The organism is Allobosea sp. FBZP-16 (genome assembly GCF_002831785.1).
Lineage (GTDB): Bacteria > Pseudomonadota > Alphaproteobacteria > Rhizobiales > Beijerinckiaceae > Allobosea > Allobosea lupini.
The window spans coordinates 1-23,978 of sequence record NZ_LNCQ01000024.1 but is presented as its reverse complement, the minus strand read 5'-3'; the positions used below and the strand labels follow the sequence as shown (position 1 = coordinate 23,978).

Annotated in this window: 23 protein-coding genes and 1 pseudogene; 15 read left to right on the top strand and 9 right to left on the bottom strand. The window is 66.8% G+C overall.

The window, feature by feature from the left end; genetic code table 11:
- Positions 1-81: 81 nt before the first annotated feature.
- The gene (locus tag CXY91_RS13500) at positions 82-546 is read right to left on the bottom strand and encodes an Lrp/AsnC family transcriptional regulator (protein ID WP_100961950.1); all 465 of its coding nucleotides are present in this window, start codon (positions 544-546) and stop codon (positions 82-84) included.
- 155 nt (positions 547-701) lie between these two features.
- On the opposite strand from CXY91_RS13500, the gene CXY91_RS13495 reads away from it, so the two are divergent.
- Positions 702-1,712, top strand: a complete 1,011-nt coding sequence (locus CXY91_RS13495) for a 1-aminocyclopropane-1-carboxylate deaminase (protein ID WP_100961949.1) — start codon at positions 702-704, stop codon at positions 1,710-1,712.
- A 5-nt stretch (positions 1,713-1,717) separates the two neighbouring features.
- On the top strand, positions 1,718-2,008 hold the full coding sequence (locus CXY91_RS13490) for a hypothetical protein (RefSeq protein WP_100961948.1): 291 nt from the start codon (positions 1,718-1,720) through the stop codon (positions 2,006-2,008).
- Positions 2,009-2,220: 212 nt separating this feature from the next.
- On the opposite strand, the gene CXY91_RS13485 is transcribed toward CXY91_RS13490, so the two are convergent.
- Positions 2,221-4,035, bottom strand: a complete 1,815-nt coding sequence (locus CXY91_RS13485; RefSeq protein WP_100961947.1) for a monovalent cation:proton antiporter-2 (CPA2) family protein — start codon at positions 4,033-4,035, stop codon at positions 2,221-2,223.
- A gap of 212 nt (positions 4,036-4,247) precedes the next feature.
- Here CXY91_RS13485 and gnd point away from each other — a divergent pair, with 212 nt between their 5' ends.
- From gnd to CXY91_RS13470, 3 genes are all read left to right on the top strand, one after another.
- Positions 4,248-5,234 (top strand): phosphogluconate dehydrogenase (NAD(+)-dependent, decarboxylating), encoded by a 987-nt coding sequence (gene gnd, locus CXY91_RS13480; protein WP_100961946.1) that lies wholly within the window; start codon positions 4,248-4,250, stop codon positions 5,232-5,234.
- 6 nt (positions 5,235-5,240) lie between these two features.
- On the top strand, positions 5,241-5,768 hold the full coding sequence (locus CXY91_RS13475) for a gluconokinase (RefSeq protein ID WP_248307481.1): 528 nt from the start codon (positions 5,241-5,243) through the stop codon (positions 5,766-5,768).
- A 245-nt stretch (positions 5,769-6,013) separates the two neighbouring features.
- Positions 6,014-7,543: a UxaA family hydrolase gene (locus tag CXY91_RS13470; RefSeq protein WP_100961945.1), complete on the top strand. Its 1,530-nt coding sequence runs from the start codon at positions 6,014-6,016 to the stop codon at positions 7,541-7,543.
- A gap of 37 nt (positions 7,544-7,580) precedes the next feature.
- On the opposite strand, the gene CXY91_RS13465 is transcribed toward CXY91_RS13470, so the two are convergent.
- Entirely contained in the window at positions 7,581-8,183 is a 603-nt protein-coding gene (locus tag CXY91_RS13465) for a TetR/AcrR family transcriptional regulator (RefSeq protein ID WP_100961944.1), read from the bottom strand.
- Positions 8,184-8,336: 153 nt separating this feature from the next.
- Here CXY91_RS13465 and CXY91_RS13460 point away from each other — a divergent pair, with 153 nt between their 5' ends.
- Complete coding sequence (locus CXY91_RS13460) at positions 8,337-9,098, top strand: SDR family NAD(P)-dependent oxidoreductase (RefSeq protein ID WP_100961943.1); 762 nt, start codon at positions 8,337-8,339, stop codon at positions 9,096-9,098.
- Between the two features lie 266 nt (positions 9,099-9,364).
- Here the strand turns inward: CXY91_RS13460 and CXY91_RS31300 are convergent.
- Positions 9,365-9,472 (bottom strand): annotated as a pseudogene (locus CXY91_RS31300) (ClpX C4-type zinc finger protein); the annotation flags it as partial.
- A 277-nt stretch (positions 9,473-9,749) separates the two neighbouring features.
- On the opposite strand from CXY91_RS31300, the gene CXY91_RS13450 reads away from it, so the two are divergent.
- Positions 9,750-10,142 (top strand): hypothetical protein, encoded by a 393-nt coding sequence (locus tag CXY91_RS13450; protein ID WP_100961941.1) that lies wholly within the window; start codon positions 9,750-9,752, stop codon positions 10,140-10,142.
- Positions 10,143-10,152: 10 nt separating this feature from the next.
- Here the strand turns inward: CXY91_RS13450 and CXY91_RS13445 are convergent, their stop codons facing one another.
- A complete protein-coding gene (locus CXY91_RS13445) occupies positions 10,153-10,662 on the bottom strand; it encodes a MarR family winged helix-turn-helix transcriptional regulator (RefSeq protein ID WP_248307480.1) in 510 nt (169 codons plus the stop codon).
- Between the two features lie 87 nt (positions 10,663-10,749).
- On the opposite strand from CXY91_RS13445, the gene CXY91_RS13440 reads away from it, so the two are divergent.
- Together CXY91_RS13440 and CXY91_RS13435 are read left to right on the top strand one after the other, a co-directional pair.
- Complete coding sequence (locus CXY91_RS13440) at positions 10,750-11,685, top strand: alpha/beta fold hydrolase (protein WP_100961939.1); 936 nt, start codon at positions 10,750-10,752, stop codon at positions 11,683-11,685.
- Between the two features lie 53 nt (positions 11,686-11,738).
- Entirely contained in the window at positions 11,739-12,941 is a 1,203-nt protein-coding gene (locus CXY91_RS13435) for an ABC transporter substrate-binding protein (protein ID WP_100961938.1), read from the top strand.
- A gap of 173 nt (positions 12,942-13,114) precedes the next feature.
- Here the strand turns inward: CXY91_RS13435 and CXY91_RS13430 are convergent, their stop codons facing one another.
- Positions 13,115-14,299 (bottom strand): aminotransferase, encoded by a 1,185-nt coding sequence (locus tag CXY91_RS13430; protein ID WP_100961937.1) that lies wholly within the window; start codon positions 14,297-14,299, stop codon positions 13,115-13,117.
- Between the two features lie 110 nt (positions 14,300-14,409).
- Here CXY91_RS13430 and CXY91_RS13425 point away from each other — a divergent pair, with 110 nt between their 5' ends.
- Positions 14,410-15,165 (top strand): SIR2 family NAD-dependent protein deacylase, encoded by a 756-nt coding sequence (locus tag CXY91_RS13425; RefSeq protein ID WP_248307479.1) that lies wholly within the window; start codon positions 14,410-14,412, stop codon positions 15,163-15,165.
- Here CXY91_RS13425 and CXY91_RS13420 read toward each other — a convergent pair whose 3' ends face one another.
- Both CXY91_RS13420 and CXY91_RS13415 read right to left on the bottom strand, forming a co-directional pair.
- Positions 15,166-15,798, bottom strand: a complete 633-nt coding sequence (locus CXY91_RS13420) for a LysE family translocator (RefSeq protein WP_100961936.1) — start codon at positions 15,796-15,798, stop codon at positions 15,166-15,168.
- 11 nt (positions 15,799-15,809) lie between these two features.
- A complete protein-coding gene (locus tag CXY91_RS13415; protein WP_100961935.1) occupies positions 15,810-16,928 on the bottom strand; it encodes a mandelate racemase/muconate lactonizing enzyme family protein in 1,119 nt (372 codons plus the stop codon).
- Between the two features lie 217 nt (positions 16,929-17,145).
- On the opposite strand from CXY91_RS13415, the gene CXY91_RS13410 reads away from it, so the two are divergent.
- On the top strand, positions 17,146-17,757 hold the full coding sequence (locus tag CXY91_RS13410) for a cold-shock protein (RefSeq protein ID WP_091828504.1): 612 nt from the start codon (positions 17,146-17,148) through the stop codon (positions 17,755-17,757).
- Between the two features lie 298 nt (positions 17,758-18,055).
- On the top strand, positions 18,056-19,102 hold the full coding sequence (locus CXY91_RS13405; protein ID WP_091828506.1) for an HD-GYP domain-containing protein: 1,047 nt from the start codon (positions 18,056-18,058) through the stop codon (positions 19,100-19,102).
- A gap of 3 nt (positions 19,103-19,105) precedes the next feature.
- Here the strand turns inward: CXY91_RS13405 and CXY91_RS13400 are convergent, their stop codons facing one another.
- Positions 19,106-19,456 carry a HesB/IscA family protein gene (locus CXY91_RS13400; protein WP_244624008.1) on the bottom strand — a complete coding sequence of 117 codons (351 nt, stop codon included), beginning with the start codon at positions 19,454-19,456 and terminating at the stop codon, positions 19,106-19,108.
- A gap of 86 nt (positions 19,457-19,542) precedes the next feature.
- On the opposite strand from CXY91_RS13400, the gene CXY91_RS13395 reads away from it, so the two are divergent.
- The 3 genes from CXY91_RS13395 to CXY91_RS13385 form a co-directional block, all read left to right on the top strand.
- A complete protein-coding gene (locus tag CXY91_RS13395) occupies positions 19,543-20,784 on the top strand; it encodes a deoxyguanosinetriphosphate triphosphohydrolase (RefSeq protein ID WP_100961934.1) in 1,242 nt (413 codons plus the stop codon).
- Positions 20,785-20,817: 33 nt separating this feature from the next.
- On the top strand, positions 20,818-22,584 hold the full coding sequence (argS, locus tag CXY91_RS13390; RefSeq protein ID WP_100961933.1) for an arginine--tRNA ligase: 1,767 nt from the start codon (positions 20,818-20,820) through the stop codon (positions 22,582-22,584).
- Between the two features lie 186 nt (positions 22,585-22,770).
- Positions 22,771-23,978 (top strand): hypothetical protein (locus tag CXY91_RS13385; protein ID WP_100961932.1); only part of this gene is annotated, 1,208 nt, incomplete at its 3' end.

The following is a 23,978-nucleotide window of genomic DNA, read 5'->3' as shown; positions in this document are numbered from 1 at the left end:
ACGCCGGGGAAGCTACGAGTTCGAGCGCACTCCAAGTCAATGCGCTCGGCGAAAGTTTTTTCCGGGCGCCGTGCGCCCGTCTCAGAACTCCAGCGGCGCGTTGTCGATGACCTCCTTCATCACGAAGAAGGTGCGGGTCTGGCGCACGCCGGGCAGCGCCAGCAGCGTCTTCGCGTGCAGCTTGTTGAAGTCGGCGAGGTCGCGGACGCGGATCTTGAGGAAATAGTCGAAATCGCCGGCGACGATGTGGCAGTCGAGCACGACGGGCAGTGCCTTCACCGCCTCCTCGAACAGGCCGAAGCTTTCCGGCGTCGAACGGTCGAGCACCACGCCGACGATGGCGAGCGTGCCCTTCTCCACCTTGTGCGGATCGATCTGTGCGCGCACCCCGGTGACGTAGCCGTCGGCGAACAGGCGCTGGATGCGGCGATGGCAGGTGGCGGCGCTGGTGTTCACCCGCTTGGCGATCTCGGCATTGCCCATGCGCCCGTCGGCCTGCAGCAGACGCAGGATTCTGAGGTCGATTTTATCGAGTTCAGCCTCCATGAACGATTCTTCCGTTTTAGCTGCTCGTGTTGTCGCCAGAAGTATCAGATTGAGAATTTTGCGAAAGCAGAGAGAAAATCAAAAGCCAAGTTAGGGAGCACCTTTCAGGAGCGTTTTGCTAGCGTTTGCGGGTCATTTCACGAGGGGAACCCGCCATGCTCGCCAAGTTCGAACGCTACCCGCTGACCTTCGGGCCTTCGCCGATCGAGAAGCTGCCGCGCCTCTCGGCCCATCTCGGCGGCGGGGTCGAGCTCTATGCCAAGCGCGAGGATTGCAATTCCGGCCTCGCCTTCGGCGGCAACAAACTGCGCAAGCTCGAATACATCGTCCCGGACGCGATCGCGTCGGGCGCTGACACGCTGGTCTCGATCGGTGGCGTGCAGTCGAACCACACCCGCATGGTCGCCGCGACCGCCGCCAAGATCGGGATGAAGTGCCGCCTGGTGCAGGAGAGCTGGGTGCCGCATGAGGACGCGGTCTACGACCGGGTCGGCAACATCCTGCTGTCGCGGGTGATGGGCGCCCATGTCGAGCTGGTCGACGAGGGCTTCGACATCGGCATCCGCGCGAGCTGGGAAAAGGCGCTGGAGGATGTGAAGGCTAAGGGCGGCAAGCCCTATGCGATCCCGGCCGGCGCGTCCGTGCACAAGTTCGGCGGGCTCGGCTATGTCGGCTTCGCCGAGGAGGTGAGGGCGCAGGAGGAGGAACTCGGCTTCAAGTTCGACTATATCGTCGTCTGCACGGTCACCGGCTCGACCCATGCCGGCATGGTCGTCGGCTTCGCCAAGGACGGACGCCAGCGCAACGTCATCGGCATCGACGCCTCGTTCACGCCGGCGCAGACCAGGGCGCAGGTGCTCGACATCGCGCAGAAGACCTCCGAGCTCGTCGGCGGCAAGCAGATCACGGCGGACGACATCGTGCTGAACGAGGACTACGCCTATCCGGTCTATGGCGTGCCCTCGAAGGAGACGATCGAGGCGATCCGCCTGTCGGCCCGGCTCGAAGGCATGATGACTGACCCCGTCTATGAGGGGAAATCGATGCAGGGCATGATCGACCTGGTGAAGAAGGGCTTCTTCCCGGCGGGATCGAAGGTGCTCTACGCCCATCTCGGCGGCGTGCCGGCGATCAACGGCTACAGCTACACCTTCCGCAACGGTTGAGCGTCATGGAGGCGCTCGTCCTCTGTGAGATCGCGGCTGGGCGCGACGATCTGCGCGACGCCCTGCTCGCGCGGGTCGGCCGACTCGGCCTCAACGGGCGGGCGAAGCTCAGCTTCGTCGCCCGCGATCGGAGCGCTCCTGGCAACACGCTCGTGGCGGTCGGCTTCCCAGACGCGGCCAGCGCCGAACGCTTCGCTGCCGAGGCCGTCGGCGACGGGCTTGCTCGGGCCCAGGTCAGGCTGCTCGCGGTCGAGCCCACCTGGCAGGCCGAGCCGCTGCCGCTGATGTTCCCCTGATATGGCTGCGTCGCCAGCGCCGGTCGGCTGAACTCTTCCCTTCCCCCTTGTGGGGAAGGGATAGGGATGGGGGTGGTGCCGCTTGGCGAGCGTTGGCAGGACTGGCAGCAGCGGGAGTGCTGTCTGGTTCGGCCGATCACTCCGGCTTTGCGACCCCCACCCCTTCCCCTCCCCACAAGGGGGAGGGGTTCTCCGGTGTGTGTTTCGTGCCGCTACGGTCTGGCGCCGGCTGCGTCTGGCAGATCGCCGATGACCGTGCCCGCCGCCTTCGGTTTGGTCAGCGGCGCGGGTGTCGGCTGGTTGCCGTAATGGATCAGATCCTGGCCGGCATGGATGTCGCTGGCGACCTGGAGGTCGAGGCGCTCGGCGTCGCGGCGGCGGACATCCTCGACGATCTCGGCAGCTTCCTCCTCCGGCACGCCGAGCGCCCGCAGGACCTCGCCGCCGAAGACCATTGCGGATTCGAAGGTCTCGCGGATCTGGTAGTCGACGCCGGCGCGGATCAGGTCCATCGCATGGCCGCGGTCGAAGGCGCGCACGAACAGCTTCGCATGCGGGAACTCGGCCTGCGCCACCCGCACGATTGCATTGGCCGTCTCGCGCTTCTCGACGCAGACCAGGATCGCCTCGGCCTGATGGGCGCCCGAGGCGTGGAGGATGTCGGCGCGGGTGCCGTCGCCATAGTAGACCTTGAAGCCGAAGGTCGCGGCAGCCTGGATCATCTCCACGTCGGTCTCGATCAGCGAGATGCTGCAGCCGCGGGCGAGCAGGGTCTGGCTCGCGACCTGGCCGAAGCGGCCGAAGCCGACGACGAGGATGCGCCCCTTGAGGCCCTCGGCGTGCTCGACGCCATCCAGCGATTCCTGCTCGGGCGGCATGAAGCGGTCGATGGCGAGCACGACCAGCGGCGTCAGCGCCATCGACAGGATCACGATCGCGCTGGCGATGGCGTTGATGCGGGCGTCGAAAATGCCCGCAGCCGCGGCGGCGCTATAGAGCACGAAGGCAAATTCGCCGCCCTGCGAGAACAGCGCGACCCGGGTGATCGCATTGCGCGTGCGGGTGCGGAACAGCTTGGCGACGATGAAGATGCCGGCCGCCTTGACCAGCATGAAGGCGGCGACGCCCAGCGCCACGACCTGCCATTCCCGGGCGATCAGCTTGAGATCGAGCGACATGCCGACCGCCAGGAAGAACATGCCGAGCAGCAGGCCGCGGAACGGCTCGATATCGGCCTCGAGCTGGTGGCGGAAGGTCGATTCGGAGAGCAGCACGCCGGCGAGGAAAGCGCCCATCGCCATCGACAGGCCGCCGAGCTGCATCGCCAGCGCCGAGCCGAGCACGACGAGCAAGGCCGCGCCGGTCATGACCTCGCGGGCCTGGGCATTGGCGAGCAGCCGGAACATCGGATTGAGCAGCCATTTGCCGGCGATGACGAGGCCGACGAGCGAACCGGCGCCGATCACCAGCGGCATGATCCCGCTGCTTTCGGCGGCCTTCGCGGGCGCAAGCACCGCGACGACGGCGAGCAGCGGCACGATGGCGAGGTCTTCGAGCAGCAGGATCGAGACCGCCTGCTGGCCCTGCGGCGTCGAGGCTTCGCCGCGCTCGTTCAGCATCTGCATCACGACTGCCGTCGAAGAGAGCACGAAGCCCATGCCGGCGATGAAGGCCGCGGCGGGAGGCAGGCCGGCGAGGATGCCGACGCCGGTCAGCAGCGCGCCGCACAGCCCGACCTGGGCGACGCCGAGGCCGAAGATCTCGCCGCGCAGGTTCCAGAGCCGCGAGGGCTGCATCTCCAGCCCGATGATGAACAGGAACATGACGACGCCGAACTCGGCGACGTGGAGGACGCTCTCAGGGTTGGAGAACAGGCCGATGCCGGAGGGGCCGATGACGAGGCCGCCGGCGAAATAGCCGAGCACCGAGCCGAGCTTGAGCTTGCGGAAGATCGGCACCGCAATGACGCCTGCTCCCAGAAGCCCGACAGCCTGAACCAGATCCTGAGAGAAGCCTTCAGCCGCCATAACGCGCCCTTTGCCTGCCTTCGCTGTGGATATCCCTGCCTTCGAAACAGAAGGCGCCCAGGCGGTTTAGGCAAGCTTTCGTCCGGCCGCCAGAGCGCCCCGACAACACGATGCAGCTAGCGTGCCGGCCGGCCAGCGCTTGCCGGCCGGCTTCCATCGGGGCATTTAGCATCGCCAAAGCCGGCTCTCTGCCGGCAGCAGGAGCGTTCGCTATGCAGCTTGGAGTGGTCGGCCTCGGCCGCATGGGGGCCAATATCGTCCGGCGGCTGCACCGCGCCGGGCACAATTGCGTGGTCTATGACCGCGATCCGAAGCCGGGCGAGGCGCTGGCGAGAGACGGCGCCGTCAATGTCGGCGATCTCAAGGAGATGGTGGCGAAGCTCGAGGCGCCGCGAGCGATCTGGATCATGCTGCCGGCCGGCGAGATCACCGAGAAGACGCTCGCCGATCTCGCGGCGATGATGAGCCCCGGCGACACGCTGATCGATGGCGGCAACGCCTTCTGGAAGGACGATGTCCGGCGCGGACGCGAGCTCGAGACCAGGGGCCTGCACTATCTCGACATCGGCACCTCCGGCGGCGTGCACGGGCTCGATCGGGGCTATTGCCTGATGATCGGCGGCGACAAGGCGACCTTCGACCGGCTCGAGCCGATCTTCCAGGCGCTGGCGCCGGGCAAGGGCGGGATCGAGCCGACAAAGCATCGCGAGGGGCGCAATCCGACGGCCGAACAGGGCTATCTGCATTGCGGCCCGGCCGGCGCCGGCCATTTCGTCAAGATGATCCATAACGGCATCGAATACGGGATGATGCAGGCATTCGCGGAGGGCTTCGACCTCCTGCGCAACGCCTCGGCCAAGGACGGCCTGCCGGAGGAATACGGCTTCGACTTCGACGTCGCCGAGATCGCCGAGGTCTGGCGGCGCGGCTCGGTCGTGACCTCCTGGCTGCTCGACCTGACCGCCGAGGCGCTCGCGGCCGACGAGGAGCTTGGTGCCTATTCCGGCCATGTCTCGGATTCGGGCGAGGGGCGCTGGACGGTGCAGGCGGCGATCGAGACGGCGACGCCGGCCGAGGTACTGACCTCCTCGCTCTACACCCGCTTCCGCTCGCGCAAGGACCATACCTTCGCCGAAAAAATCCTCTCCGCCATGCGCGCCGGCTTCGGTGGCCATGTCGAGCCGAAGAAGCAGGGCTGAGCGAGCATGACCTTTGCCAATGGCGCCGGGATACCGGCGGTTATCGTCGTGATGGGCGTGGCGAGCTCGGGCAAGACCTCGCTTGGCGAGCGGCTGGCCGAGAGGCTCGGCTGGCCGTTCCGCGACGCGGACTCGTTTCATCCCCCGGCCAACGTCGCGAAGATGTCTTCAGGCATCCCGCTGACCGACGAGGACCGCAAGCCCTGGCTGGCGGCGATCGCGGCCTGGATCGATGAATTGCGGACGACCGGCGGCAAGGGCATCGTCACCTGCTCGGCGCTGAAGAAGGCCTATCGTGACGTGATCGTGGGAAACCGGCCCGACGTCGCGCTGGTCTATCTCAAGGGCTCGCGCGAATTGATCGGTCAGCGCATGGCCGCCCGCCAGCACCATTTCATGCCGCCCGCGCTGCTCGACAGCCAGTTCGCGACGCTGGAGGAACCGGGTGCCGACGAGAAGCCGCTCGTCGTCGAGGTCGAGGCGAGCAGGGAAGCGATCGTCGAGCAGGTGGTTCGGGAGCTGCGGCTGGGGTGAAGCGCACGATCGTCATGCTCGCCCTTGTGGCGAGCATCCACGTCTTGAACACCGCGTTGTGGGAAGGAAGGCGTGGATTGTCGGGACAAGCCCGACCATGACGGTATGGGCGTCGTTGTCCACCCGCTGGAACTCCGACGGGCGCGGACTGCAATTCGGCTCCTAGTTTCAACCGATTGAAAAAAGGCCGCAATCAGAGCAATGGTTAGGGGAGGCGGGGGAGCCGCCGGTCCCAAGGTATCAACATGCTCGACAAAGCCGTTCCGCCGCGCACGCTGAAGCTCAACGCCGCCGACAATGTCGCGGTCGCCGTCGATCCGATCGATGTCGGCGTCAGTGCTGCCGGGGTCACCGCGCTGAAGCGCGTCCCGCGCGGCCACAAGATCGCGCTGAGCCGGATCGCCAAGGACGAGCCGATCCGCAAGTTTGGCCAGATCATCGGCTTCGCCACGCTGGACATCCCGCCAGGCGAATGGGTGCACGAGCACAATACCGGCTTCCACGCTTTCGAGCGCGACTATGCCTATGCCGCCGAGGCGAAGACGGAGTTCGTGCTGCCGGTCGAGCAGCAGGCGACCTTCGAGGGCTTTCGCCGCAAGGCCGGCAATGCCGGCACGCGCAACTATGTCGGCATCCTGACCTCGGTGAACTGCTCGGCCTCGGCTGCGCGCTTCATGGCCGAGGAGGTCAAGCGCTCGGGCCTGCTCGCCGACTATCCCAATGTCGACGGCGTCATCGCGCTGACGCACGGCACCGGCTGCGGCATCGACTACAATGGCGAGAGCTTCGAGGTGCTGAAGCGCACGACCTGGGGCTATGCCTGCAACCCGAACATGGCGGCGGTGCTGGTGGTCGGCCTCGGCTGCGAAGGCTTCCAGATCAAGCGGATGAAGGAAGCCTACGGCGTCGAGGAGAGCGATGTCTTCCGGACGCTGACGATCCAGGAGACCGGCGGCACCAGGAAGGCCGTCGCGGCCGGGATCGAGGCGCTGAAGGTGATGCTGCCGATCGCCAACCAGGCCAGGCGCGAGACCGTGCCGGCCTCCGAGCTGATGCTCGCTCTGCAGTGCGGTGGCTCGGACGGCTATTCCGGCATCACCGCCAACCCGGCGCTCGGCAAGGCGGTAGACCTCCTCGTCGAGCATGGCGGCACCGCGATCCTCTCCGAGACGCCGGAGATCTATGGCGCCGAGCACCTGCTCACCCGCCGCGCCGCCACCCGCGAAGTCGGCGAGAAGCTCGTCGGCATCATCAAGTGGTGGGAGGACTATACGGCCCGCGCCCGGATGGACATGAACAACAACCCGTCGCCCGGCAACAAGGCGGGGGGCTTGACCACCATCCTGGAGAAGTCGCTCGGCGCCGCCGCCAAGGGCGGCACCAAGACGCTGGCCGCCGTCTACCACTATGCCGAGCCGGTCCGAAGCAAGGGCTTCGTCTATATGGACACGCCCGGCTACGATCCGGTCTCGGCGACGGGGCAGGTCGCCGGCGGCGCCAACATCCTCGCCTTCACCACCGGCCGCGGCTCGGCCTATGGCTGCAAGCCGACGCCCTCGGTCAAGCTCGCGACCAACACGCCGATGTATCTGAAGCAGACCGACGACATGGACCTCAATTGCGGCGATGTCCTCGACGGCGTGACGCTGGAGGAGAAGGGGAAGGAGATCTTCGACTACCTGTTGAAGATCGCCTCAGGCGAGAAATCGAAGTCCGAGGAGATGGGCTATGGCGACGCCGAGTTCGTGCCCTGGCAGATCGGCGCGACGATGTGAGGTGAGGGCGCGAGCGAGGTGCTATTACAGCCTCGCTCTAGCCTGACGTTCCGGGCCGGCCGGTTGGCCAGGTCGACAGCGCCTGCGCGGCGATGGCCCGTAGCATGTCGCGACTGAAGCCGGCCTTCGCCTGAACCGCCATGCCGTGAATCACCGTTAACACGAACGCTGCGAGCACATCGGGCTTGGCCGTCTCTGGCAGGTCGCGCTCGGCCTTGGCCCGCTCGAAGCGCTCGCGAAGCAGCGCCTCGCCGGCAGCGCGCGCCTCGATCAGCATCTGCCGCACCGGCTCCGCCTCGTCCGATCCCGCCACGATGCCGTTGATGCCGAGGCATCCGGTACGGTCGGGATAACGCGTGTTGACGTCGATCGCGCCATAGATGACGCCTGCCGCGACCTCGCGTGCCGTCGGCAGTAGAAGTGCCTTCGGAAAGTGATCGAGATAGCGCTCGTAATAGCGGTTCAAGGCCAGGCCGAAGAGCGATTCCTTGTTGCCGAAAGCCGAATAGAGGCCCGGCCGCTCGACGCCCGTCGCCTGCGTCAGGTCGGCATAGGACGCGCCCTCATAGCCCTTGCGCCAGAAGACGCAGAGCGCCGCGTCGAGTGCTTTCTCGACGTCGAACTCGCGATGGCGCCCCATCAGTGCGGTCCAGCTCTTTTCATAACGGCCATTATTAAACCGCTTGACAGGCCTTGTCCATATTTCATACCAATCATTACAGTAACAGTCGTTACGATAATCAGGCAGCGCCCGCCGCTGGCCCATGCGGCATATTCATCCGGAGAGTTTCCCATGTCGAAGATACTGGAGGGCAAGGTCGCCCTCGTGACCGGCGGCTCGCGCGGGCTCGGCGCCGCCGTGGCCGAAGCGCTGGCCGACCAGGGCGCGGACATCGCGATCAGCTATGTCGCTTCGGCCCAGAAGGCGCAGGCCGTGGTCGAGAAGCTGACGGCGAAGGGCGTCCGCGCGCTCGCGATCCAGAGCGACCAGGCCGACATGGCCGCGGCCAAGCCGCTGGTCGACACGGTGAAGGCGCATTTCGGCAGACTGGACATCCTGGTCAACAACGCAGCCATCGCGGTACAGGGCAAGACGGTCGATAGCCCCGATCTCGATACGTTCAATCTCGATCGGCAATGGCAGATCAACGTCATGGGACCCGTGGCCCTGACGCGCGCGGCGGCTCCCGTGCTGTCGGATGGCGGCCGGATCGTCTTCATCGGCTCGCGTCTCGGCACGTACGCCCTGATGCCCGGGGTGGCCGATTATGCCGGAAGCAAGGCCGCGCTGATCGGATATGCGCGAAGGGTCGCCCGCGATCTCGGCGCACGCGGCATCACCGCCAACGTGGTGCAGCCCGGCGCGATGCCGACGGACATGATGGTCGATGCTCTCGGCAGCACGGACGCTCCCGAAGCATTCCTAGACCTGCACCCGATCCGCCGCCTCGCCACGCTCGAGGAGGTGGCCGGCACCGTCGGCTTCCTGGCAGGTCCGCATGCGGGCTATATCACCGGCGAGGTGATCAGCGTGTCGGGTGGCGTAGGGATCTGAAGCAGCCTGGCGGCGCGTCAGGAAAAACGGTCCCAGGCGGCCTGTCGGGAAATCCCGAGCGCCTCGCCGATCGCGGCCCATGAGACCTTGCGCTTGCGCAGGACATCGACGGTCCGGCCGAGCCCGGTGGCGGCGTGCTCGTAAAGTGCAGCCTCGACCTTGAGCCAATGCAGCAGCCGCTCGCTCGGGAGCGTCTCCAGTTGCTGAATACTCCGGACCTCCGTATCCGGCTGCGGCGCATCGACCGGCAGCGCCATGAACGCGTTGCACTTGGCAACGCACTCATTGCAGATGAAGACGGCCGGCCCGGCGACGAGCTTCTCGACGTCGTGCTGGCTCTTTCCGCAGAAGGAACAGTGCAGGAGCGGCTTCAACGCCTTGCCCGGTTGCTTCCGGCGTCCGCTGGAACCGGTTTCGGCCGGAGCCTGATCCGAGACCACCATGTCCGTCTCCTGTCAAGGTAAGCTTGACGAAAGGACTACTCCGGTCTGCGGAGTCTTGTCAAGGTTGACTTGACGTTGGCGAGAAGTCAGTCGCTCTCGGCCGTGCCTATGCACATGACGGCAGGCTGCTCTGCAAAAGCGCCTCTGCTCGGGCCAAGCAGGCGCGGCTATCCGCCAAACCCTCTCCAGTCTCATCGAGCCCTGTTCCATGCGCAATTTTCTGACGGTCACCTTGCCCCGTATCGTCCTCGGCCTGCTCTTCGTCGTCAGCGCGGTCGACGGCTTCTGGTGGCTCGCCACCGGCACTCACCTGATCCACCCGCCGACGTCCGAACGCGGACTAATCTTCGAAGCCGCGCTGCAGAACTCCGGCTTCTTCTGGCCCTTCCTCAAGGCGGTGAACCTCGCCGGCGGCCTGAGTCTGCTGTTCAATGTCGTGCCGGCCTTCGGGCTCGCGCTGATCGCGCCGGTCATGGCGGTGATCGTGCTGTTCCACTTCGCCATCAACCCGGCCGGCATTCCGGTCGCGATCATCCTGATCTTGACTGGCGGGCTCCTGGTCTACGCCTATCGCGAGCGCTATGCTGCGCTCTTGCGCTGAGCCTCGCGTTTCAGAGCTCCGAAGCGAAGCCCCAGTGCGGGACATGGGCGGCGAGCTTGTCGAGCAGCCGCCCGAGCTGGCCTCGCTCATCGCCGGAAAGGCAATCGAGCATCGCTGCCTCCCTTGCCTTGAGCGCCGGAATGTAGCGCTCGTAGAGGGCGCGGCCGTCCGCCGTCAGGAAGAGGAGCTGGCGGCGGCTGTCGGCCTTGTCGGGCTCGCGCCGGATCAGCTTCTTCTTCTCGAGCAGGATTACGGCGCGGCTGACGCTCGCCTTGAGATGGCCGGAGAACTCGCAGAACTCGCTGGCAGTGGCGCCGTCGCGCACGGTCAGAAAGATCAGGATGACGATTTCCGGCCGGGTCAGCCCGAACTCCATCTCGATCGCCCGGAAGGAGGGCTCGCGATAGAAGTTGAGGATATAGCCGATCTTGTAGGCGGTCGGGATCGCGGTGCCGTCGAGGATGGCGCGTCGCTGCCCGGCGTCGAGCTCGCGGGCCTCGTCCTGCGGAATTAGTCTCACATTAGACTTTTTTGTTGCGCGCGCCATGAGCCGGTCCTAGCATTCTCGCTAAGCAATGGCACGGTTTTGCCGTGTCGGGAGGAGGCGATGGACCAGGCTGGTGCCACAAGGCGACAGGCGCTTTCGCACGCGCCGGAGCGGCAGTGCTTCTATTCGGGGACGGACGCCCATCCGATCTATGTCGACCGGCTCGGGGTGGCTCAGGCGGGGCGGCTGCCGATCGTGCTCGTCCATGGTGGTGGCCATACCGGCGCCTGCTATCTGGCGACACCGGACGGTCGGCCGGGCTGGGCGCCTGTCTTCGCCTGCAGCCGCGAGGTCTTCGTGCCGGACTGGCCGGGCCATGGCCGCTCGCCGATGCGGCCGGATTTCGCAACCCTGTCGAGCGTCGAGATCGCGCAGAGCCTGCAGCGGCTGCTGGAGGAAATCGGACCGGCGGTGTTGCTGGTGCATTCCGCGAGTGGACCGATGGCCTGGTGGATCGCCGAGCGGAGCCCCAAGGCGTTCGCGGCGATCGTCGGCATCGCGCCGGGCGGGCCGGCCAATCTTCTGCCGGTTCTGCCCGACGATGCCGAGGCGGTGGCGAAGCTGAAGGACGACGAGAGCCTGGGCTGCCCTGTCCGGGTCGAGGAAGACAAGCCGCTCTTCATCCCGACCGAGTTCATGCGGGCCTATTGGGCCAATTCCGCGCGCTTTCCGCAGCAGGGCTTCGAGGCCTATCGCCGCTCGATCGTGCCCGAGAGCGCGCGCCTGATGAACGAGCGCTTCAATATCGGCGGTAAGGGCTTGCGCATCGCCGATCCGGCCAATCTGGCCAAGATGCCGATCCTGATCGTCACCGGCGACAGCGATCCGCGCCATCCGCGCGCGGTGGACGAGGCGACGGCACGCTTTCTTGGTGCCGAGTTCGTGTACCTGCCGGAGCACGGCATCGCCGGCAACGGCCATATGCCGATGTGCGAGGACAACAGCGACGAGATCGCGGCCCTGATCGTCGCCTGGCTGGAGGCAAGGGGTCTTTGACGCTCGAACCGGCGGCGTTCAGCCCGCCGGACGACAAGCTCGGGAGGATAGTGATGCGGTCGCTTCTCGCAGGCGGCGCCCTGATGGCGCTCGCCACCATGCCGGCGCTGGCCCAGGTCAGCGATGACGTCGTCAAGATCGGCGTGCTGACCGACATGGGCGGTGTCACCGCCGATATCGGCGGCAAGGGCTCGGTGATCGCAGCCGAGCTGGCGGTGAAGGAGTTCGGCGCCACGGTGCTCGGCAAGCCGATCCAGATCGTTGCCGCCGACCATCAACACAAGGCCGATCTCGGCACCTCGATCGCCCGGCAATGGTTCGACATCGACAAGGTCGACGCTGTCGTCGACGTGCCGAATTCCGCGGTGGCGCTGGCGCTGCAGTCGCTCGCCCGCGAGAAGAAGCGGATCGTGATGTATTCCGGCGCCGGCACCACGGCGCTGACCAATGAGCAGTGCTCGCCCTATGGCTTCCACTGGACCTACGACACCTATGGCGTCGCGCGCGGCACCGCCTCGGCCGTGGTCAAGGCCGGCGGCACCTCGTGGTTCATGCTGGCCTCCGACTACGCCTTCGGCCACCAGCTCCAGAAGGACGCGACCGACGTGGTCGAGGCCAATGGCGGCAAGGTCGTCGGCGCGGTGCGCCACCCCCTCAACAATGCCGATTTCTCATCCTTCCTGCTCAGGGCGCAATCCTCGGGCGCCAAGGTGATCGGTATCGCCAATGCCGGCGGCGACACCATCAACGCGATCAAGCAGGCCGGCGAGTTCGGGCTGGTCGAGCAGGGTCAGAACCTCGCGGCGCTGATCTTCTTCCTGCAGGACGTGCACAGCCTCGGCCTGAAGGCGACGCAGGGCACCTACCTGACCACTGCCTCCTATTGGGATCTCGACGAGCTTTCGCGCGCCTGGTCGAAGCAGTTCCTGGAGAAGGCTGGGATGATGCCGTCCATGCTGCATGCCGGCGTCTACGGCTCGGTGCTGCACTATCTCAAGGCGATCAAGGAAGCCGGCACCGACGATCCCGACAAGGTCGCTGCCGCGATGCGGGCGATGCCGATCAACGACGCCTTCACCAAGGACGCCAGGATCCGTGCCGACGGCCGGGTGCTGCGCGAGATGTATCTCGCCCGCGTCAAGAAGCCGGCGGATTCGAAGGGGCCGTGGGACTATTTCGAGATCGTGCGGAAGGTCGCGCCGGAGGAGACGGTCTGGCCGCTGTCGGAGAGCAAGTGTCCGGGGGCGAAGGGGTAAGCTTCCCTCGCAACAACATATGTGTGTCGTCCCGGGCGCAGCGAAGCGAAGACCCGGGACCCATTCCGGAACCTTAATCGGATAGGCTCCGGAATGGATCCCGGATCGGCGCCGCTACGCGGCTTGTCCGGGATGACAGCGTGGGGATGCCGAGGACTAGCGGCCTGCCACGATCAGAGCGCGAAGCCCTTCAGCCGCTCGCCGAGTGCGGCGATGCGCCCGGCCGCGACGTTGGCGATCGCGATGCGCAAATGCTGCTCCTGCCCGGGGCCGAAATAGGGGCCGGGCAGGGCCAGCACGCCGCGCTTCTGCACCAGCCGGCGGACGACCTCAGCAGCCGGCACGCCCTCGAAGGGGTGGGCGACATAGGCGAAATAGGCGCCGGCGGCGAGCACGGTCCAGCGGTTCAGCGGCGCGATCGCCTGGCGGAACAGTGCGGCGCGCAAGTTCATCTCGGCGCGATTGGCCTCACGCCAGGCGCGGATGCCGTCGATGCCCCAGGCGACCGCGCTCTGGCCGGCGCGGACCGGGCTGATCTGGACGCAGTCGAGCACCTTGCCGATCTGGGCCAGCGCCGCCTCGCCGGCGGTGATCGCTCCGAGCCGCCAGCCGGGCACCGCATAGGCCTTGGAGAAGCTGTAGAGGCCGATCAGCGAATCCTGCCAGTCGCTTGCAGCGAAGAGCTCATGTGGGCGGTCGGCGCCTTCCGGCAGGAAGTCGCGATAGGTCTCGTCGAGCACCAGCCAGATCTTCTGCCTGCGGCAGAGCGCGGCGAAGGCGGCGATGGTGGCAGGCGGATAGACCGCGCCGGTCGGATTGTTCGGCGTCACCAGGACGATGGCGCGAGTGCGCTCGTCGATCAGCGCCTCGGCGGTTTCGGCATCCGGCACAAAGCCGGCTTGCGGATCGCAAGGCAGCGGGCGCGGCTCGACGCCGAGCATGTTCAGCGTCATCTCGTGGTTGAAGTACCAGGGCGTCGGCAAGAGCACATTGTCGCCGGCCCGTGCCAGCGCCATCATCACGGTGACATAAGCCTGGTTGCAACCGGCGGTGATCGCGATCTCCTGCGGCCGGATCGTGCCGCCATAGAAGGCGCTGCTCTCGGCGGCATAGGCCTCGCGCAGGACATCGTCGCCAACGATCGGTCCGTAGCGCGTGCTCTCGGCGGTCGCGGCGGCTTCGGCGAGGCGCTCGAGCAGGGCGGCCGGCGGCGGCGAGCCGGGTACCGCCTGCGACAGGTCGATCAGCGGGCCGGCTCCGTCGGCATAGCCGCGGGCCCAGGCCTTGGCCTCGGGGATCGGCGGCGTCGCGGTGTCGATGAGATCGGGATTGAGCGGGGCGGGAGAGGACGCAGGCATGGTTGAGCTTTGCGGCGCGTTTCTCGCTGCGTCAACGCCTGTGCCGGCAGGGCTGGAGCGCGGCGCCGGCAGCCCCCATATTCGAACCTGAGCAATGCGAGGCTGACGGCATGGACGAGACGACACAGGACGCGATCGAGGAACTGCATGCCATGCTCGACCGCGCCCGGGTGATCGTGCCGTTCACCGGGGCGGGGATTTCGACTGAATCGGGCGTGCCGGATTTCCGTACGCCGGGCTCACCCTGGATGAGCAACAAGCCGATTCCGTTCGATATCTTCCTCGCCAGCCGCGAGGCGCGGATCGAGGCCTGGCGGCGCAAATTCGCGATGGACGACCATTATCGTGACGCCAAGCCCAATCGCGGCCACCGGGCGCTGGCGACATTGGTGGCGGAGGGGCGCTCGCCCGGCGTGATCACCCAGAACATCGACGGCCTGCACCAGGCTTCGGGCATCGCCGAGGATGGGGTGATCGAGCTGCATGGCAACGGCACCTATGCCACCTGCCTGACCTGCGGCTGGCGGCACGAGCTTTCGGCGATCCGCGAGGCCTTCGAGGCGAGCGGCGAGCCAGCGTCCTGCATGATGTGCGCCGGGATCGTGAAGACCGCGACGATCTCCTTCGGCCAGCAGATGCCGCAGCAGCCGATGCTGCGGGCGCATGAGCTGACGATGTCGGCCGATCTCTATCTCGTCGCCGGCTCTTCGCTCGTCGTCTTCCCGGCCGCGACCTTCCCGGTGATCGCCAAGCGCAACGGCGCCAAGCTCGTCATCCTAAACCGCGAGCCGACCGATCTCGACCCGATCGCCGATCTCGTCGTGCGCAGCGAAATCGGCCCGGCATTAGCGCGACTGGCGAATTGATCAGTCGCGCGAGGCGAACGCCAAGCGCACTGCCAGCCCGCCAAAGACGGCGCCGAGGATGCGCTGTGGCCAGAGCGCCAGATGCGGCCGGCTCGCAATGGCGCGGCCGAGCCGGCTCGCCGTCAGGATGACGATGCCGTTGGCGATGAGGCCCAGCAGGTTGAGGATCGTGGCCAGCACCACGACCTGCAGCAGCAGTGAGCCGGCCTCGGGCTTCAGGAACTGCGGCAGCAGGGCCAGCATGAACAGTGCCATCTTCGGGTTGAGCAGATTGGTCAGTAGGCCCTGCAGGAAGATCTGGCGCAGCTGGAAATGCGCGGCATCGGCCGTCGGCGCGAACAAGGTCGCGGGAGAGCGCAATGTCTTCCAGGCGAGCCAGGCGAGATAGGCCGCGCCGGCCCAGCGCAGGGCGTCATAGGCGGCCGGCACGAGCAGGAAGAGCTGCGACAGGCCGTAGGCGGCAGCAAGCGCCTGGAGATAGCTGCCGGTGGCGATGCCGACATAGGTCATGAAGCCGGCGGCGCGGCCCTGGCTCATGCTGCGTGAGGCGATCAGCAGCATGTCGGGGCCGGGAGTCGCCGTCAGCACGGCGCAGGCGGCAGTAAACAGAGCGAGCGTGGCGACATCGAGCATGGCGGGGTCCTTCAGGCCAGCGGCTTGGCGAAGCGTTGGAAGGCATCCTTCGTCGGCGTGGTGCCGGCACCGGGCTGCTGCGGGCGCAGGAAGCAGCCATCGGCGACAGTGGCCGGCTCGACAAATGCGTCCTTGATCCAGGGAATGTATTCGAGCACCGGCGTCGCCGGATGCCAGTAGGCGAGATGGACGTGGACCTGGCTCATCTCGCCGGCGTGGGGCGCGACCGGCAGGCGATGGGCCAGCGCCAGCTCGGCGACCTGGATGTATTCGGTGACGCCGCCGAGGCGCGTGACGTCGGGCTGGACATAGTGGATCGCGCCGGCCTGGACGAAGGCGCGGAAGGCATCGAGCGTATAGAGCTGCTCGCCGAGCGCGACGGGAATTGAAGTCGAGCGGGCGAGCTCGGCATGCGAGCCGATGTCGTCGTACCAGAGCGGCTCCTCGAACCAGAACAGGTCGAGCGCCTCGGCGCGGGCGCAGAAGCGCTTGCAGGTCGGCAGGTCCCATTTACCGTTGCCGTCGATCGCCATGGTGACATGGTCGCCGATGGCGCGGCGCACCGCTTCCAGCCGCCCGATATCGGTCATCGGATCGGCATGGCCGACCTTGATCTTGATGCGGTGGAAGCCGTCGCGCTCGACCGCCATGCGCGCGCCCTCGACCAGCTCGTCCTTGGGGATCGAGAGCCAGCCGATATCGGTGTTGTAGGCCTCGAGCTTCGATTTGCTGGCGCCGCCGAGCAGGTGCCAGAGCGGCACGCCCGCCTTCTTCGCCTTGAGATCCCAGAGCGCGATGTCGACGGCGGCCAGAGCCAGCTGAGTGATGCCGGCGCGGCCGACCCATTGCAGCGCCGGATGACGCGCGAGCTTCAGCCAGAGCCGCGAATGCTCGGAGGCGTCCTCGCCCACCAGCAGCGGCGCGTAGCAATCGCGGATGCACGACGTGATCAGCCGGTCGGAGGCGAGATCGGCATGGGTGCCGGTGAAGCCGTAGCCGGTGAGCCCGTCCTCGCTGACGATCTTCGTGCCGACCACGCCCCAATGGCTGATCCGGTGGGTCGAGTCGGCGATCGAGCCGCCGGTGACCGGGATATGGAGGATGAAGGGCTCGATACGGGCGATGCGCATGACGGTGCTCCGGCTCTTGCCTCGCGACTCTTGCCTCGCGACTCTTTGGCCGATCATCGACCTGATGCGCGGAAGCGACAAGGCGCGGCTTTCGGCGACCCTACGCGCGCTTTGCGCATGCTGATGATGTGGATGAGCGGTAAGCGGCTGTTTCCCGGCTTCGTCCGGGTGCTATCGTCACGTCACGAATCACGTTCGCGGCGGAGATGAGCGGAACATGTCCGACGAATACGGCGACGGAGGCAGGCCACCGGTCGGCCCGCTGCAATCGCTCAACCGGATCGTGCGTCTGGACGGGCCTGAGACGATCGCCGAGCAGGTGGTCGAGATCATCGGCCACGTCAAATGGTTCGATGTGAGCAAAGGCTACGGCTTCGTGGTGCCACAGGATGGCGGGAGCGATGTCCTGGTCCATGTCACCACCCTGAAGCGCGACGGCTTCCATGCCATCGCCGAGGGTGCGCGCATCGTGCTCGAGGCGGTCGCCAAGGCGCGTGGTCGCCAGGCCACGCGCGTGCTCTCGATCGACACCTCCGCGGCGCGCCATCCGGCCGAGATGCCGATGCCGCGCACCAATGCGACGGTGACGCCGACGAGCGGGCTGGAGCGCATGGTGGTGAAGTGGTTCAACCGCCTGCGGGGGTTCGGCTTCGTCTCGGCGGGCGAGGGCGCGCCCGACATCTTCGTCCATATGGAAACACTGCGCCGCTACGGCATCGTCGAGCTGATTCCGGGGCAGACCGTGCTGGTGCGCTACGGGCCTGGACCGAAGGGGCTGATGGCGGCCGAGATCCGGTTCGAGCAGGGCGGGCCGCCCAGTTCGCACTGAGAAGGATCCTTTCGGAGAAGGCGCCCTGAGGCGCCTTTTTTGTTGCGGTTCGGATGGCGATTCACGACTAGCATGCAGCGCCGGATATCGACGAGGCGCTGGCGCAGATGGGCGAATCCTTCGATCTCCCCTGCGCAAATCTGGACCGGTCGCTGCAATATGCCGAGGCGAGCGCGAGGCGGCGGCAGGCCCGGAGTTAGCGACCTCAGCCGCTTCTGAACAGAAACGGCGAATTTGAGTGAATCGGCTTCACCTGACCTCAAGGAACCTGCAGCTAGAGTGTCTTCGTTATGGGGACATGTCGATTGCCGTGCTGCTGATCACCGACCGTCCGGAAGAGAGCCAGAAACTCGAGCGACTCCTGTCGCTTTGGGGGCCGTGCGATGTCGTCGACCTGTATCGTCCGGCACGAGGCGGGCCGGTGCCGACGCGGCTGCTCGTCAGCGACGTCGATCTGTCGAACCGCGTCGCGGTCGAGGCCATCCGTGATCGCGTCGCGGCGCACCGGCGCAAGGGCATGCCCTTTCTCTGCCTGCTGCGGGACCAATCTCCGCGCCTGACGATCCAGGCCAATGCGATCGGCGCGAGCGCCGTCCTGCCGGCAGGTCTCCCGGCAAGGACCCTGCTCGACGAGATCGGCCGCATTCTCAATCCTGAAGGATGCGGCGCGATCCAGCAGAACTTCATCGCGGCATCCGCCGGCATGGCCGACCTGCTTTCGGCTGCCGCGGAAGGTCGGGCGCTGCCGGTGGCTGCCATCGAAGGCAGCGTCGAGGCGATCAACCGCGCTGCCGACGACCGCGATCTCGGCGCCTGGCTCGAGCTGGTCTGGAACCATGACGATGCGACCTATCAGCACTGTCTGCTGGTGGCTGGTCTCGTCGCAGCTTTTGCGCGGGCGCTCGGTTTTCCCGAAGAAGCGCGCAAGCAGGTCACCAGTGCCGCAGTCCTGCACGACATCGGCAAGGCCCGCATTCCGCTCGCGATCCTGCACAAGGCCGGCAAGCTGACGACGGAGGAGCTCGCGATCATGCGCGAGCACCCCCAGATCGGCTATGAGATGCTGCAGCGGCAGGGAGCCTTTGCCGGCGAGGTCGCCGAGGCCGCGCGCAGCCATCATGAATATCTCGATGGCACCGGCTATCCGCAGGGGCTGAAGGCGCACGAGATCTCGGACGTCGTCCGGATGGTCACGATCTGTGATATCTACGCGGCACTGATCGAACGACGTCCCTACAAGGCGCCAATGGCCCCGCAGGAGGCCTATGCCATGCTGGTCGGAATGGGCGCCAAGCTCGATGGCGACCTGCTGCGGGCATTCCGGGCCGTGGTGCTGCCCGGCTGAGGCTCAGAGCGCGAAGGACGTGCCGCAGCCGCAGGAGCTGGTCGCGTTCGGGTTGATGATCCTGAACGACTGGCCGACGAGGTCGTCGACGAAGTCGATGGTCGAGCCGTCGAGCAATTCGAGCGACGTTTCGTCGATCAGCACGGTCGCGCCGTCGCGCTCCAGCACGAGATCTCCGTCGGCCTTCTCGCGGTCGATGTCGAAGACGTACTGGAATCCCGAGCAGCCGCCGCCGGCGACGCTCACGCGCAGCATCGAGCCGGGTGCCTCGCTCGCCATCACCGCGAGGATACGGCTCGCGGCCTTGTCGGTCAGCGAGATCGCGTGCGGTTTGGCTTCGATCGCCATGGTCATGCGCAGAACATCCTTGCTCCTGCCTCGTCAGCAAAGGTAATGGCGCTGGCGCATCGCTTCAAGCCGCGCCTGCCCAAGGGGCTGCCATGCCGCAAGCACACGAGACCGCCACAGCCCCGACGCGCGAGCCGGGCGACCGCTGGCGCGCGCCTTACGCCTGCCGGACCGCAACGAGTCGCGGCCGGCTGGTCGATGAACCCGGCTCGGCGACACGCAATCCGTTCCAGCGCGACCGCGATCGCATCATCCATTCCACCGCCTTTCGGCGGCTGAAGCATAAGACCCAGGTCTTCGTCTCGCATGAGGGCGACCATTTCCGCACCCGCCTGACCCATACGATCGAGGTGGCGCAGATCGCCCGCGCTCTTGCCCGTGCGCTCGGGCTGGACGAGGACCTGGCCGAGGCGCTGGCGCTGGCCCACGATCTCGGCCACACGCCCTTCGGTCATACCGGCGAGGATGCGCTCGATGAATGCATGGCTGGTTTCGGCGGCTTCGATCACAACGCCCAGACACTCCGGATCGTCACCCGGCTGGAGCGGCGCTATGCCGGCTTCGACGGGCTCAACCTGACCTGGGAAACGCTGGAGGGGCTGGTCAAGCACAACGGCCCCTTGCTCGATGCCGACGGCAAGCCCACCGAGCGCTATGCCAGGACCGGCATTCCGGTCGCGATTCTCGAATACCAGGAGAAGCAGGATCTCTGGCTGGATAGTCATGCCTCGGCCGAGGCGCAGGTCGCGGCGCTCGCCGATGACATCGCCTACAACGCCCATGACATCGACGACGGCCTGCGCGCCGGGCTGTTCGATCTCTCCGAATTGCGCGCGGTGCCTTTCCTCGCTGGTTTGCTCGACGAGATCGATGCCCTGCATCCCGGGCTGGAGCGCCCGCGCGCGATCAACGAAATGGTTCGCCGCGTGATCACCCGCTTCGTCGAGGACGTGATCGCAGAATCCGAGGCGCGGATCGCGGCGCTGGCGCCGGCGGATGCCGACGCGATCAGGCGGGCCGATGCGCCGGTCGTCGCCTTCTCGCCGGCTCTGGCCGCCGCCGACAAGGCGATCAAGGATTTCCTCTATCCCAACATGTATCGCCATCCGCGCATCGGCGTGATCCGCAAGGAGGCGGCCGACATCGTCCGCGACCTGTTCGCGCGCTTCCAGGCGCAGCCACAGGCCATGCCGGCCGAATGGGCGGCCGGATGCGACGGACTCGACGAGGCGCGGCTGGCACGCCGGATTTCCGACTATATCGCGGGGATGACCGATTCCTACGCGCTCGACGAACACCGGCGCCTGTTTGACGCCACCCCGTCGCTGCGATAGGGCCGGGCGCTTCCCTACGCATTCCTGGTCGCCATGAACATTTTCGAGACTTTCTCTGCACGCCTCGCCACCGTCCTTGCCGGACTGGCTGAAACCGGCCGCATCCCGGCCGGGCTGTCGCTGGCGCGCGTCGTGGTCGAGCCGACCAAGGATCCGGCCCATGGCGATCTCGCCATCAATGCCGCCATGGTGCTGGCCAAGGAGGCCGGCATGGCGCCGCGCGCGCTGGCCGAGCTGATCGTCGCCGAACTCGCCAAGGACGGCGATGTGCTCAAGGCCGAGATCGCCGGGCCCGGCTTCATCAACCTGACGCTGCAACCTGCTGTTTTCACAAAGGTTCTCAAGGCTGCTGTGCTGGCTGGCGCCGAGCATGGCCGCGGCGCCGCCAAGGGCGAGCCCAGGATTAATGTCGAGTACGTCTCGGCCAATCCGACCGGGCCGATGCATGTCGGCCATGGCCGCGGCGCGGTGTTCGGCGATGCGCTGGCGAGCCTGCTCGCCTTCGCCGGGCGCGACGTCACCCGCGAATATTACATCAACGATGCCGGCGCGCAGGTCGATGTGCTCGCCCGCTCCGCCTTCCTGCGCTATCGCGAAGCGCTGGGCGAGGATATCGGCGCGATCCCGGAAGGGCTCTATCCCGGCGACTACCTGGTCTCGGTCGGGCAGACGCTGGCGAAGGACTACGGCCCGGCGCTGCGCGACAAGCCCGAACGGGACTGGCTGCCGCTGGTGCGCCAGGCGGCGATCGACGGGATGATGGCGATGATCCGCGACGATCTCGCCGCGCTCGGCGTCGTCCACGACCTGTTTTTCTCGGAGCGCTCGCTGCAGGGCCGGGACGGCAATTCAAACGCCGTGCACCAGACGATCGAGGATCTGCGCGCCCGCGACCTGATCTATGAGGGCCGGCTGCCGCCGCCGAAGGGCCAGAAGGACGAGGACTGGGAGGATCGCGAGCAGACCCTGTTCCGCGCCACAAAATTCGGCGACGACGTCGACCGGCCGCTGCTGAAGTCGGATGGCAGCTACACCTATTTCGCCAACGACATCGCCTATCACCGTTCGAAGTTCACCCGCGGCTTTGCCGAGATGATCGACGTCTGGGGCGCCGACCATGGCGGCTACGTCAAGCGCATGCAGGCCGCGGTGAAGGCGGTGACGAACGGGGAGGGCGCGCTCGACGTCAAGCTCTGCCAGCTCGTGCGCCTGCTGCGCAATGGCGAGCAGGTCAGGATGTCGAAGCGCTCGGGCGACTTCGTCACGCTGCGCGAGGTCATCGACGAGGTCGGTCGCGATGCGGTGCGCTTCATGATGATCTTCCGCAAGAACGACGCGACGCTCGACTTCGACCTCGCCAAGGTGGTCGAGCAGTCGAAGGACAATCCGGTCTTCTACGTCCAGTACGCGCATGCGCGCTGCGCCTCGATCTTCCGGCAGGCAGCCGAGGCTTTCCCGGATCTCGACCTTTCGCCGCAGGCGCTGGCGCAGTCGGATCTTGGTTTGCTGACCGACGAGTCGGAGATCGGTATCGTCAAGATGATCGCGGCGTATCCGAGGATGATCGAAGCCGCGGCTTCGTCACACGAGCCCCATCGTGTCGCCTTCTTCGTGCACGACCTGGCCAGCGCCTTCCACTCGCTGTGGAACAAGGGCAAAGACTCGCCGCAATTACGGTTCGTTAATCAAACTGATCGAAAGTCGACATCGGCAAGATTGGCGTTCGTGCATGCGGTACGCAGCGTCCTTGCTTCCGGTCTGGCGGTCGTTGGGGTGACGGCGCCGGAGGAGATGCGCTGACGGGTCCATCCCGGCGCATCGGGTGCTTTGCGGATCAGGATGATCCGGCCAGCGCCCGCCGGGTCCGATACGAAGGCGGTGTTGGCCGATATGCCGAAAGGCGGGTCGGCCGGGCTTTCGTCAGATTGACCGCGCTGTGGCGGCGTCCTTTGATGGATGGCGGCATGCGCTGGAATGGATCAAGTCATGAGCGAGCCAGCTAGAAACCGATTCGCCCTCGATCTCGACGATCTCGAGCGCCAGCTGCGCGGGGCGGCCCAGCCGCAGAAGCCGGGCGCGGCTTCGGATCCGCTGATGGAGCTGACCCGTCTCGTCGGTCAGGACGATCCGTTGAAGGAGCTCTTCGCCGGTCGCCCTGCCGAGCCGACGCGCCCCGCGGCTTCGGCCGCGCCGCAGCCCGCCTCCTGGGCTCGGACCGAGCCCAGCTTCCAGCCGACGCTGGTCACCGCGCCGCCGGTGCAGCCGGTCTCGCCGCCGGCCGATGTCCGCGGTGCGCTCGACGAGTTCGAGGCGCTGCTGCGCCGGACCGAGCCGGTGCGGACCACGCCGCAGCCTGTTGCGCAGGCAGCCGCAGCGCCGGCGCATCATTATGACGAGCCGGAGCCGCTCCCGGTGCGCGCGCAGCCCTATGCGATGCAGGACGGGCCGCACGCTTATGTTCCCGAGCAGCCCCGCGATCTCGACGAGGCTGCCGGGCACAGCCATGTGCAGGCGCAGGCCTATGCTCCCGAGCCCGCACCCGACTATCATCAGGCAGCGCCGGACTATGACGCGCAGCATCAGGATGCCGAGGACGAGCATCGCGATTTCCGGCGCTCGCGGTCGCGCAAGGGCATGCTGACGGCAGCGGCCCTGGTCATCGTCGCGGTCGGCGGCGTCGGTGCCGCCATGGTCTTCCGCAATGGCAAGCCGGCCGGTGTCAACGGCCAGCCGCCGGTGATCGCGGCCGATACCGGCCCGTCCAAGGTCGCCCCCGTCAATCCGGGCGGCGCCGAAATCCCGAACCAGAACAAGCAGATTTACGAGCGCAGCGGCGACGCCAGCGCCGACAAGACCAAGGTGGTCAGCCGCGAGGAGCAGCCGGTCGACCTGCAGCAGGCGGCGCGCGCCATGGCGCCGCGCCCGACGCAGGGCTCGAACGGCGCAATCACGCCGACCGACACCGCCGCCGCCGGCCTCGCTCCGACCGAGCCCGGTCTGGTGCCGATCCCGGCCGTGCCGGGGCTCGGCGAACCACGCAAGGTCCGCACGGTGGCGATCCGTCCCGACGGCACGCCGGCGCCGAGCAATGCCACTGCGTCGAGTGCCCCGGGACAGGGCATCGTGACCGGCTCGGCTCCGTCGAATCGTCCGGCCTCGGCGACCCCGGCCCAGACCGCCCAGGCCGCTCAGCG

What these genes read in the sequence shown, in the direction of transcription:
- CXY91_RS13450 (WP_100961941.1), top strand. Translation starts at nt 9,750, where the DNA reads ATGCGCAATTTTCTGACGGTCACCTTGCCCCGTATCGTCCTCGGCCTG.
- CXY91_RS13475 (WP_248307481.1), top strand. Translation starts at nt 5,241, where the DNA reads ATGACCTTTGCCAATGGCGCCGGGATACCGGCGGTTATCGTCGTGATG.
- CXY91_RS13395 (WP_100961934.1), top strand. Translation starts at nt 19,543, where the DNA reads ATGCCGCAAGCACACGAGACCGCCACAGCCCCGACGCGCGAGCCGGGC.
- CXY91_RS13490 (WP_100961948.1), top strand. Translation starts at nt 1,718, where the DNA reads ATGGAGGCGCTCGTCCTCTGTGAGATCGCGGCTGGGCGCGACGATCTG.
- CXY91_RS13485 (WP_100961947.1), bottom strand. Translation starts at nt 4,035, where the DNA reads ATGGCGGCTGAAGGCTTCTCTCAGGATCTGGTTCAGGCTGTCGGGCTT.
- CXY91_RS13410 (WP_091828504.1), top strand. Translation starts at nt 17,146, where the DNA reads ATGTCCGACGAATACGGCGACGGAGGCAGGCCACCGGTCGGCCCGCTG.
- CXY91_RS13500 (WP_100961950.1), bottom strand. Translation starts at nt 546, where the DNA reads ATGGAGGCTGAACTCGATAAAATCGACCTCAGAATCCTGCGTCTGCTG.
- gnd (WP_100961946.1), top strand. Translation starts at nt 4,248, where the DNA reads ATGCAGCTTGGAGTGGTCGGCCTCGGCCGCATGGGGGCCAATATCGTC.
- CXY91_RS13465 (WP_100961944.1), bottom strand. Translation starts at nt 8,183, where the DNA reads ATGGGGCGCCATCGCGAGTTCGACGTCGAGAAAGCACTCGACGCGGCG.
- CXY91_RS13420 (WP_100961936.1), bottom strand. Translation starts at nt 15,798, where the DNA reads ATGCTCGATGTCGCCACGCTCGCTCTGTTTACTGCCGCCTGCGCCGTG.
- argS (WP_100961933.1), top strand. Translation starts at nt 20,818, where the DNA reads ATGAACATTTTCGAGACTTTCTCTGCACGCCTCGCCACCGTCCTTGCC.
- CXY91_RS13495 (WP_100961949.1), top strand. Translation starts at nt 702, where the DNA reads ATGCTCGCCAAGTTCGAACGCTACCCGCTGACCTTCGGGCCTTCGCCG.
- CXY91_RS13470 (WP_100961945.1), top strand. Translation starts at nt 6,014, where the DNA reads ATGCTCGACAAAGCCGTTCCGCCGCGCACGCTGAAGCTCAACGCCGCC.
- CXY91_RS13415 (WP_100961935.1), bottom strand. Translation starts at nt 16,928, where the DNA reads ATGCGCATCGCCCGTATCGAGCCCTTCATCCTCCATATCCCGGTCACC.
- CXY91_RS13430 (WP_100961937.1), bottom strand. Translation starts at nt 14,299, where the DNA reads ATGCCTGCGTCCTCTCCCGCCCCGCTCAATCCCGATCTCATCGACACC.
- CXY91_RS13460 (WP_100961943.1), top strand. Translation starts at nt 8,337, where the DNA reads ATGTCGAAGATACTGGAGGGCAAGGTCGCCCTCGTGACCGGCGGCTCG.
- CXY91_RS13440 (WP_100961939.1), top strand. Translation starts at nt 10,750, where the DNA reads ATGGACCAGGCTGGTGCCACAAGGCGACAGGCGCTTTCGCACGCGCCG.
- CXY91_RS13435 (WP_100961938.1), top strand. Translation starts at nt 11,739, where the DNA reads ATGCGGTCGCTTCTCGCAGGCGGCGCCCTGATGGCGCTCGCCACCATG.
- CXY91_RS13400 (WP_244624008.1), bottom strand. Translation starts at nt 19,456, where the DNA reads ATGACCATGGCGATCGAAGCCAAACCGCACGCGATCTCGCTGACCGAC.
- CXY91_RS13425 (WP_248307479.1), top strand. Translation starts at nt 14,410, where the DNA reads ATGGACGAGACGACACAGGACGCGATCGAGGAACTGCATGCCATGCTC.
- CXY91_RS13405 (WP_091828506.1), top strand. Translation starts at nt 18,056, where the DNA reads ATGTCGATTGCCGTGCTGCTGATCACCGACCGTCCGGAAGAGAGCCAG.